Source organism: Rhizobacter sp. P2_H3 (assembly GCF_056403355.1).
Map to the genome: position 1 here is coordinate 1 of NZ_JBFUFQ010000202.1, position 10,485 is coordinate 10,485.

The window sequence follows — 10,485 nt, forward strand, 5'->3', positions numbered from 1 at the left end:
GCGCAGCGCGGCCCACGCGCGCGCGATCAGCCCGCGCTCGCGCCACGGCCGGCGGATGCCGTCGCGCACCAGGTCCGGCTCGTCCCACGGGATGTCGTGCCAGGCGTCGCGCAGGTGCGGGCTCGCCGGATCGCGCTCCCATTCGCCCGGGAAGATCGCGATCGCCCGACCGGCCAGCGCCGGTCCGCGCGCGACCTCGGCCGCGCCGGTCCACGACGCCACCAGCGCGGCCGGCAGGTCGTGCCCCGGCCCGAGCCGCAGGTGGCAGATCGGCGTGGCGCGCGGGTTCATCTCGATCATGCAGGCCGCGCCGGTGGCCGACGCCAGCACGAAGTCGAGGCCCCACAGGCCGGACAGGCCCAGGCGGGCGACGATGCGCCGCGCCGCCTCGGTCATCTCGGCGTTGTCGATCACCCGCACGACGGTGGCCGGCCCGGTGCGGTCCTGCGTGTGGACCGCGACCACGCTGGTGCCGGCCAGCACCCGTCCCTGCCGGCAGGCCACCGCCCGGTTCGCCGGCGTGCCGGCGATGAAATCCTGCAGCGTGACGGTGCGCTGCCCGCGCTGCATCGCGTCCAGCAGCGGCGCGAGGTCGCGGTCGAGCAGCAGGCGCGCGACCGACCCCACCACCGGCGGGTGCACCGACATGCGCTCGAAGCTGCGCAGCGCCTGCGCGCGCTCGTGCACGATGGCCACGCCCAGGCCGCCCCAGGTCGAGTCGATCTTCAGGACGGCCGGCAGCGTGCGCCTGGACAGCGCGGCCGAGAGTTCCGCGGCGTTGGAGATCACTTCGGTGCGGGGGGTGCGGATGCCCTGCGCGCTCGCCAGCCGCAGCAACGAACCGCGCGCGGTCGCCAGCTGGCAGGCCTGCGGGTCGCCGAGCGAAGAGCGCAGCAGCGCATCGAGCGCGGCATCGGCCGCATCGAGACCGCGGCAGTGCCGGTGCAGTTCGGCCAGTTGCACCGCCGCACCGTCGTCGCACGGGATCACGAGATCGGGCCGGGCCRCCTCGATGGCCGCCCGCAGCGACACCGCCGGCCGCAGCGCCGAGGCGCGGTGGATGCGCTGCACCGCACGCACATGCGTGGCCGGATGCCCGCGGGCACACAGCACCTCGACGCGGCAGCCGAGTGCGGCGAACGCCATCGCGAGCCGCGCCGCGATCGGCCAGCGCAAGGTGGCGGTCAGCAGGATTCGAAGGGGTGCCATCTCGCCCATGAGAGGGGCACACTGCCCTTCGCCTGCGCACGGGTCTGTTCGCCAGCGCACACAGTTCGCCAGCCCACACAGTTCGGCATCGCACAGACGTCGATCCGCCCACGTCCTACCTTGGCCGCATGAACACGCTAGAGTCAAGGCCGTCCCGCCCGGCCGCGCCACCGACGCTGCGGTCGCCGCGCGACGGCCCGGCCATGCGCATCGGCGACCTGCTCCCGCTGGGCGATTTCCTGTGCCTGGTGCTTGCCGCGTGGGTCAGCACGCAGGCGCTCTCCGCCGCCTTCGGCGCCGTGCTGGCGCCCTTCATGCTGCACGACCGGCGCTTCGACAGCGCCGCCGGCCGCGGGGCCGTTCCGGACCTGGTGCACTCGCACGCGATGCGCTTCGCGTTGTTCATGCTCGTGCTGCTGCCGCTGGGCGCGCTCGGCGGCCACCCGCTGCCCCCGGGCCTGACGACCTTCGCGGCGTTCGGGTTGCTGTCGACATCGCTGTTGCGAGGGGCCGCCGCGTGGCACCTGCATCGCCGCCGGCACGCCGCGACGCCGCCGGCGGACACGCCGACGCGCATCGACTACGTGGCCGACACCATGCCGGTCAGGCTGCTGTGCGACCGGCCGATCAAACGCTGGGACGCCGTCGCGAAGGGCGCGGAAGACCTGCTGCTCGGCGCGCTGCTGACGCTCGCGCTGCTGCCGCTGATGGGCTTGATCGCCGTCGCCATCAAGCTGAGCGGCCCGGGGCCGGTCCTGTTCCGGCAGCGCCGGCACGCACTGGACAACCGCGTGTTCGAGATCTACAAGTTCCGCACGATGCGCTGGACGCCCCCCTCGGCGGCGTCGTCCACGCCGCCGATGCAGCAGACCGGGCGGCACGACCTGCGTGTCACCCGCCTCGGCCGCTGGCTGCGGGTGTCGAGCCTGGACGAGCTGCCGCAGCTCTTCAACGTGCTGCAGGGCGAGATGTCGCTGGTCGGCCCGCGCCCGCACGCGACCGACATGCGCACCGAGAGCCGGCTCGGCGACGAGATCGCGCAGGACTACGCGCACCGCCACCGCGTCAAACCGGGCATCACCGGCTGGGCGCAGGTCAACGGTGCGCGCGGCGCGACCGACACCGAAGCCCAGTTGCGCCGGCGCATCGCGCTGGACCTGTACTACATCGACCACTGGTCGCTGCTGCTGGACCTGAAGATCCTCGTGCTGACCTCGGCCGTGGTCGTCAAGGGAACGAACGCCTATTGAGACAACGCGAGGAGGCCCGCATGAACCCGCCCTTCGACGACGAGCCGATCCTGCCGCGCCCCATCACGCCTCTCACGCACATCGCCTCGTCGGGCCTGGGCCGCGGACTGGCGGCGATGAGCAGCGAACTCTCGCTGCTGTTCGACCCGCTGTGCATCGCGGCGGCCGCCGCGCTCGCGACGCTGCTGGCAGGCGGCACGCCCCATGTCGACGACCTCGTGCAGGCCGCCGCGGTGTCGGCGGGTGCCGCGGCCCTCATCCTGCACGACCCCGGGTTCGGTGCGCTGGTCCGGCAGGACCGCAACCGGCAGCTGATGCGTTCGCATGCGCTGCGCTGCGCCGCCCTCGCCGCGGCGCTGCTCGCGCTCGGCGCGATCGGCCCCGTCTTCGACGGGCTCGCGCCCGGCCTGCTGGCCGCTTGGGCGGGCGCGAGCCTGGTCGCCACGTCGGTCGCGCGGATGCTGGTGGCGCGGGCGCTGCGGGCGCTGCAGCGCCGGGGTGCATTCGCCGAGCGCGTGGTCGTGGTGGGCAACGGCGCCTGCCTGGAACGGGTGCTGCACGCGTTGCACGGCAGCCGGCCGCACACGATCGAGCTGTCCGGGGTCTTCGACGACGCGGCGGCCGCGCCGGGCCCTGCGCTTGCGGGGCTCATCCAGCTCGGCCAGGAACGGCGCATCGACTGGATCCTGCTCGCCCTGCCGGCGGACTCGCCCGACGCCGCCGCGCGGCTCGCGTCGCTGCTGCTGCGGCTGAAGGCCCTGTCGGTGCCGATCGGCCTGTGCACCGACGACGTGGACAGCGCGCCGCAGCCGGTGGCCGATGTCCTCCCGCGGCGCGTGCTGCGCTTCGACGCGCACGATCTCGCGAGCTTCACCGCCGTGGCGAGCCGCTTCGGCGAGCAGGCCTACGGCTTCGCGGTGACGCCGAATGTCGACCACCTGATCCGCCTCGACGAGAGCGCTGCCTTCCGCGACCTGTACGCCGCGGCCGACTACATCCTGCTGGACAGCCGCTTCCTGGCCCGGTTGATGCAGGTGACACGCGGCCTGCGCCTGCCGGTGTGCACCGGCAGCGACCTGGTCGCGACGCTGCTGCGCGAGGTGGTGCAGGCCGATGACGCGCTGGTGCTGATCGGCTGCAGCGACGCCCAGGCGCAGACGCTGGCCGCGCTGCACGGCCTGTCGCGGCTGGCGCATTTCAATCCGCCGATGGGCTTCATCCGGGATCCCCAGGCGGTGGAGGACTGCCTGTGCTTCATCGAGGCGCACAGCCCGTTCCGCTACTGCCTGCTGGCCGTCGGCGCCCCGCAGCAGGAGATGCTGGCGCAGATGTTGAAGGCGCGCGGGCGGGCGCGCGGCCTCGCGCTGTGCATCGGCGCGTCGATCAACTTCCTGACCGGCAACGAGCGGCGCGCGCCGCACTGGATGCAGCAGGCAGGCCTCGAATGGTCGTTCCGGCTGATGCAGGACCCGCGCCGGCTGGCCGGCCGCTACCTGGTGCGCGGGCCGCGCGTGTTCGCGCTGCTGCGCCGCGCGGAGATCGTGCTGAGGCCGCCGGTGGCGATCGGGCCCGTGGGGGACGGCTCAGTGGCTCCAGGCCGGCTGCAGGCGACCCTGCTCGTCGAAGCGGTAGCGGCCATCGAGCCAGCCTTTGCCGAACAGGATCAGCGCCTGGTCGTAGTAATGGGTGGCAGCGCCTGAGGCGCCCAATCGCAGCGAGGCCTGCACCCGCTCGGTCTGCTGTGCCAGGCCGGGTGCGTCGCCGAGCACGCTGAGGAAGGGCAGCAGCGCACCCGAGAAGCCGACCGGCGAGTAGTCGGACTTCAGCGCCCGTCCGGTGCGCGGATCGACCTTCTCGGGCGGTACGCCGGTCGCACGCGTGAGGGCCGCATACGGGGCCAGCAGGCGCACCAGGCCCGCGCTGCCCGGCCCCGACATGCCGGCCCACAGGTAGACGCGGATGCCGTCGTAGCTGGCCGACGGCGCCGCCTCGGTGTCGGCCAGCACGCCGCCGGCCGCGTCGATGACCAGGTTGTCCGGCGCCACGCCGGCGCTGAAGATCTGCGGCGCCATGCGCAGGTAGCCGTCCCAGATCGACTGCCACGGGCCCTGCGGATCCGTCACCGCGAGGTAGCGGAACAGGAAGCCCGGCAGGTAGCTCGGGTTGATGCGATGGCGGCCCTTGTCGAGCACGAAGCCGACCGCGCCCGGCAGCAGCACCGGCCCGGCCGGACCGGCGTTCGCCACCTCGCGCAGGCGCACCTGCTCGAGCAGGCGGCGGCCGGTCTTCGCATAGGCCGGCGCGTTCCACAGCCGCGCCGCCTCGAGCAGCGTGTAGGCGAGCCACAGGTCGGCGTCGGACGCGGAGTTGCCGTCCTTCACGCCCCAGCTGCCGTCGGCCCGCAAGCCCCACAGCCAGGCCGGCAGCGTCTCGCCGAGGCGCCCCCCTGCCAGGTTGTCGCCGGTCCAGCTGAGCAGCGTGTCGAAGCGGGTGCGGTCGTTGGCGACCAGCGCGAAGAAGAGGCCGTAGGACTGGCCCTCGGACGTGCTCTTGCGATCGAAGGTGAGGTCGATCACGCGCCCGTCGGACTGCACGAAGCGCTGCGCGAAGACATCCCATGCCGGCCAGCCGGAGGCCGCCGCGCCGGGCGCGGCGGTCGTCAGCGTCCACGCCAGCGCCGTCTGCGCCAGCACCCGTTCGATTCCCATCGCGTGTCTCCCGGGCGGCCGTGGATGGCCGCCAGGAGGGCACGCTAGCGGCCTGCCCTGCAGGCGTCTGTGCGCTTTCGCACCGTCACTTCACGGTGAACCACGACGCGGCGAATGCCACKTACGACGGGTTGAACAGGCCGATCGAGCCGCTGGTCGCGCCGGCCGGGATCGTCACCTGCACCTGCGTGTCGCTCAGCACGCGCACCGGTGCGTTCCTCGCGTTGCCGACCCAGGCATGGTCGAGCCCGGTGAAGCCGCTGCCGCTCAGCGTGACCACCGTGCCGACCGGGCCGGCGGCGGGCGAGAAGCCCGAGATCGCCGGCTGCCGGTAGGCAGCAGCGGTGGTGAGCACGGTGAACGAGGTCGCGGTGAACGCGGCATGCGCCGGGTTGAACACGCCGATGGCACCGCTGGTCGCGCCGGCGGGAATCGTCACCTGCACCTGGCGGTCGTTCAGGACCCGCACCACGGCGTTCTTCGCCGCACCGACCCAGGCCGCGTTGACGCCGGTGAAGCCGCTGCCGTTGAGGGTGACCACGGTGCCCACGCCGCCGGAGGCCGGTGTGAAGCTGGCGATCGACTGCTGCGGGTTGCTGCCGGCCGGCGGCGTCGGGGGGACGACCGGCGGAACAACCGGGGGAGTGACCGGCGGAACGACGGGCGGCGTGGTGGTCGGCGGCGTCGTGACCGGCGCCGCACCCCAATGCCGGCGCAGCAGCGTCAGCTTGTCCTGGCGCGGCACCAGCTGGTCGTCGAGGATGCCGCCGGTGTCGCCGCTGTTGGGCGTGTACGACCAGTAGAAGCTGCTGCGGATGCCCTTGCTGACGAGGTAGTCGACGAAGGCGTTCTGCCAGGTCACGTCGGCCTGCCCGCCCGTGCCCTGCCCGTACTTGCCGCCCCATTCGCCCACCACGACCGGGTGCGTGGACGAGAACTGCCCGAACAGCGTTTCCCAGTTCGCCGCGAGGTTGGCCGGGAAGCTGGCCGCGCCGAACGACGACTTGACGTACACATCGGGCCCGTAGGTGTGCGGGGACAGCACCAGCTTGTCGGCCGGGATGCTCAACGGCTGGTAGGCCTGCGGCTGGAAATCCTCGCCCCAGTTCATCGGCACGTTGCTCTTCTCGCGGCCGTCGAAGTTGCCGTTGATGCCTTGCACGAACACCATCAGCTTCGGGTTCGCGGCCAGCACGACGGCCGATGCGGATTCGGCCGCGGCCTTCCAGAAGTTGACCGGGTTGGCGGCGTTCGCGTCGCCGGTGCTCCAGCGCACGATGCCGTTGGGCTCGTTGTAGAGGTCGATCGCGAAGAAATGCGGCAGGTGGGCGTAGCGCTTCGCGACGAAGGCGAGGTCGCGCGTCCAGTTCTCCTTCGTGTAGGCCTGCTTGTTGTAGATGAGCCCGAAGTCGGCCGGGTTCGACACGAACCAAGTCGGGTACTGGCGCTGCATCGACACGCTGTGGAAATCGAGCAGCACGTACATGCCCTGGCGGTCGGCCTCGGCCATCCACAGGTCCAGTGCCTGCAGCGGCGTCTTGCCGATCAGCTCGGCGTTCAGGTTCGGATCGAGGTAGCTGAGCTGGTTGACCGGCGTCGGGTTGTAGAGCGTGTCGGGCACGAAGGGCACGCGGATCGCGTTGAAGCCCAGGCTCTTGATCTGCGCGATCTGCTGCTTCCAGCCCATCGCCCACAGGAACTGCGGCTGCAGGATGGTCGCGTTGAAGCCGAAATGGCTGATGCCGCGCAGTTGCAGCTCCTGCCCGGCCTCGTCGTAGATCTTGCCGGCGCGGGCGGTGTAGCCCGCGGCCATCGAGAGGGTGCAGGCGGTGGAAAGAAAGACGAGCGCGAACGCTCGCAGCGCTCGCTTCACGAGGCAGTTGTTCATCAGAGGGGGTGACTCCAGGGCAGCGGTCGGCGTGACGGCCTCCGGCGCGCCATGGGCGTGCTTGGCATCGGAGGGGCGCAAGGCACCAGAGCGATGAATCGTCTGTGCGCCAGCCCTCTTAAGATAGGTCGCGCACGCCGATAGTTCAGCGTCTATGCGGTAACGCACAGTAAGGAAAAAAAAACTTCCGGACGCGCATGTGCGATTGCCGGGCACTCCGTGCCGCATCGCGGCGTCGGATGCGCGAACGCCCTGCATGACCCTGCGCAGCGCGCGTGTTCGACACCGCACAGAGTCTGCGCGCGCGGCGTGAGATCGTGCCGTCGAGCGTGGTGCTCGGCGCGAGGTCTTCATGTCATCCACACGTACTGCCCTGGTCCTGGTGGCCGCGATGTTCGCGGCCGGTTGCGGTGGCGGCAGCGGTGGCGATGCGCCGCCGCCGCCGTTGCCGGCGGGCAGCGTCGCGCTGTCTGCGGCGAGCTACGCGGTGGCGCAGAACGTCGGGCTGCTGACGGTCACGGTGAACCGCGCCGACGGCTCGCGCGACGGCAGCGTGGCCTTTGCCACATCCGACGGGAGCGCGCTGGCCGGCACCGACTACACGGCCCGCAGCGGCACCCTCACCTGGGCCAGCGGCGACARTGCGCCCAAGACGCTGTCGCTGCCGATCGGCAACGCGACRGCGAACACGGTCGACAAGACCTTCACCGTGGCGCTGTCGAACCCGACCAACGGCCTGGCACTCGGGGCGCCGGCCTCCGCATCGATCCGCATCACGCCCGCGACCGCCGCGACGGTGCCGGCGGTGCGCGTGCAGGGCAATCGCCTGGTGGATGCCGCCGGCAACGTGCTGCAGCTGCGCGGCGTCAGCTTCAGCGGCTTCGAGTTCGTCGCGATCGGCGGCTGGAGTCCGGGGGACCCGTCCGGCGGGCAGGCCGGGCAACCGGGCGGGCCGAGGTGGCCGGCCCTGCAGGCGTGGCATGCGAACACCGTGCGCTTCACGCTGAACGAGACCTCGTGGCTGGGCCTCACCTGCGTCGACACCGACGGCGTGACGCGCCAGGGCGACCCCGGCGGCAACTACCGCGCCGCCATCGCGACGCAGGTGCAGCAGGCCAACGCCGCCGGCCTGTACGTGATCATCGAACTGCATTGGGGCGCACCGGGCAACGCCTGCCCGATGGTGCAGACGCAGATGGCCAATGCGGACCACTCGCTCGATTTCTGGACCTCGGTGGCGACCGCCTTCAAGGGCAACGGCTCGGTGATCTTCTCGCTCTACAACGAGCCCTACTTCTTCGGCCTGGGCGCCGGGCAGGACGCGTGGCGCGTGCTGATGACCGGTGGCACGCTCGACTACTTTCCCGCGACGAGCGCCACCTCGAACTACCGCAACATCACCGGCCCGTGGCGATCGGTCGGCATGCAGGCGATGCTGGACGCGGTGCGCGCGACCGGCGCCGCCAACGTCGTGCTGGTCGGCGGCACCGAGTTCAGCAACAACCTGGGCGGCTGGCTGGCGAACATGCCGACCGACCCGCTGAAGCAGATGGCCGCGTCATGGCACCCCTACCCGCCGATGCAGCGCCCGACGACGGCCGGCGTCTCGGCCGGCGGCACCGGGTATGCCGTCGGCGCCACGCTGACGCTCGCGAAGCCGAACACGGTGTACGAGCCCGCACAAGTGCGCGTGACGGCCGTGGGCGTGGGCGGCGCGGTGGCGGCGGCGGAGATCGTCACCGCGGGCAGGTACCTGCAGACGGCCCTGCCGACGGCGGCGGTGCCGGCGGCGGCCGGCAGCGGCACGGGCAGCGGCGCGAGCTTCCTGCTCGGCGGCTGGGGCAACCTGTCGAGCACCTGGAGCATGCCGGCGAACTGGCCGGTGGTTCAGGCCTTGTCGGCGCATGTGCCGATCGTCTTCGCGGAAACCGGCGAGCACAACGCACCGGGGACGGCCGGTGCGCCCTTCCTGCAGCAGCTGCTGCCGTTCGCGGGCGCCAACAACTGGTCGGTCATCGGCTGCTGCTGGGACGTCTTCGCCGAGCAGGACAACGTGCTGATCCAGGATGTGGACGGCACGCCCAGCGACGGCTACGGGCGGGTGTTCCGGGACTGGATGACGGGAGTGGCCTGGCAGTAGAAGGCTGGTATCGAGATTTTGTGCGCTATCTAGCAGCCCACAGCGAGCCCACAGCGCCGCTATCATCTCGCCCAGCCATTTTCACTTGGTGATTAGGTGCGGATGGTCAGGCCGGGCTGGGCGTTTGCGCGCCTGGCCCGACCGCTTTTGACGACCCGACATTCGCGAGCACCATGAGCCTTGCCGACCTGCGCGAGGCGCTGAACGCCGAGCTCGCAGCCACCCCCGAGTACTACGATTTCAAGGTGCTGCGCAGCGAGCGCGACGGCCCGCTGTGGCGCGTGACGCTGGTGCCGGGCCACGTGCATGCCGAAGGCCAGCGGCCGGGCGCCGCCTCGGCCCAGGCGCTGCTGGACGACAGCCTGGACGGCGCCTCTGCCTGGTGGGGTGCACCGGCCAAGGGCGGCGCCAGCGTACTGGCCGTGCTGCCCGAGGACGACCAGCTGGTGCTGCAGAACGCCAGCGCCCCGCCGCCGGGGCCCGACTTCCTGATCCGCCTCTACCCGACGCGCTTCCTGAACGCCGTGGCCGACGCCTGGTGGGACACGCCGTGGGCCGGGCGCGCGCTGGCCTGCCTGCCCGACCTGGGCGGCCCGCAGACGCAGGACGAGGGCCCGGCGCTGACCGGCGCGCCGTTCCGCTGGTTGCGGCCGGCGCAGCGCGACGCGCTCTCGCTGGTGCGGCACAGCAGCGCCTTCCTGTGGGGGCCGCCCGGCACCGGCAAGACCACCACGCTGGGCGTGCTGCTGGCCGAATACCTCGACACCCGGCCCGCCGCCCGCGTGCTGCTGCTGTCGACCACCAACCAGGCGGTCGACCTGGCGACGCTCGCGGTCGACAAGGCGCTGCAGAAAGGCCGCCGCGAACACGCGCGCGCCGCGGTGCAGCGGCTGGGCACGCGCTTCGACGCCGCCGCCTATGCCGGCCGCGAGCGCCTGATCCCCAGCGACGACCACGACCTGATCGCCCGCCTAGCCCGCGCCGAGGCTGCCCGCCCGTCATCGCGCGATGGTGCTGCGCTGAAGGCCTGGGCCGACCGCGTGGCCGCGCTGCGCGACGAGCTGCGCCGGGCCTCGCTGCAGGTGCTGCAGCGCTGCCGGCTCGCGACGATGACGACCACGCGCGCCGCGTTCACGCTGAAGACGCTGCGCGAGCTGGCGCCCGACGACGCACCGCCGTTCGACCTGCTGGTGTTCGACGAGGCCAGCCAGGTGAGCCTGGCGCACGCGCTGGCGCTGATGCCGCTGGGCCGCGCGCGGCTGTTCGCCGGCGATCCGCAGCAGCTGTCGC

The 10,485-nt window shown here is 72.1% G+C and carries 7 protein-coding genes; 4 read left to right on the forward strand and 3 right to left on the reverse strand.

Translation table 11 applies throughout. The annotated features are described in order from the left end of the window. Positions 1 to 1,209, reverse strand: a 1,209-nt coding sequence (locus tag AC1D1T_RS25505; protein ID WP_477992720.1) for an ATP-grasp domain-containing protein, incomplete at its 3' end; no start/stop codon positions are given. Positions 1,210 to 1,337: 128 nt separating this feature from the next. Between AC1D1T_RS25505 and AC1D1T_RS25510 the strand changes: the two genes are divergently transcribed. Then, entirely contained in the window at positions 1,338 to 2,459 is a 1,122-nt protein-coding gene (locus AC1D1T_RS25510) for a sugar transferase (RefSeq protein ID WP_477826841.1), read from the forward strand. A 20-nt stretch (positions 2,460 to 2,479) separates the two neighbouring features. Further along, a complete protein-coding gene (locus AC1D1T_RS25515) occupies positions 2,480 to 4,159 on the forward strand; it encodes a WecB/TagA/CpsF family glycosyltransferase (protein WP_477992721.1) in 1,680 nt (559 codons plus the stop codon). On the opposite strand, the gene bcsZ is transcribed toward AC1D1T_RS25515, so the two are convergent. Then, a complete protein-coding gene (gene bcsZ, locus AC1D1T_RS25520) occupies positions 4,043 to 5,167 on the reverse strand; it encodes a cellulose synthase complex periplasmic endoglucanase BcsZ (protein WP_477826843.1) in 1,125 nt (374 codons plus the stop codon). The genes AC1D1T_RS25515 and bcsZ overlap by 117 nt on opposite strands. An 85-nt stretch (positions 5,168 to 5,252) precedes the next feature. Continuing rightward, positions 5,253 to 7,055 (reverse strand): cellulase family glycosylhydrolase, encoded by a 1,803-nt coding sequence (locus AC1D1T_RS25525; RefSeq protein WP_477992722.1) that lies wholly within the window; start codon positions 7,053 to 7,055, stop codon positions 5,253 to 5,255. A gap of 352 nt (positions 7,056 to 7,407) precedes the next feature. Between AC1D1T_RS25525 and AC1D1T_RS25530 the strand changes: the two genes are divergently transcribed. Next, positions 7,408 to 9,195 carry a cellulase family glycosylhydrolase gene (locus AC1D1T_RS25530; protein ID WP_477992723.1) on the forward strand — a complete coding sequence of 596 codons (1,788 nt, stop codon included), beginning with the start codon at positions 7,408 to 7,410 and terminating at the stop codon, positions 9,193 to 9,195. A gap of 173 nt (positions 9,196 to 9,368) precedes the next feature. After that, positions 9,369 to 10,485, forward strand: a 1,117-nt coding sequence (locus AC1D1T_RS25535; RefSeq protein ID WP_477992724.1) for an AAA domain-containing protein, incomplete at its 3' end; no start/stop codon positions are given.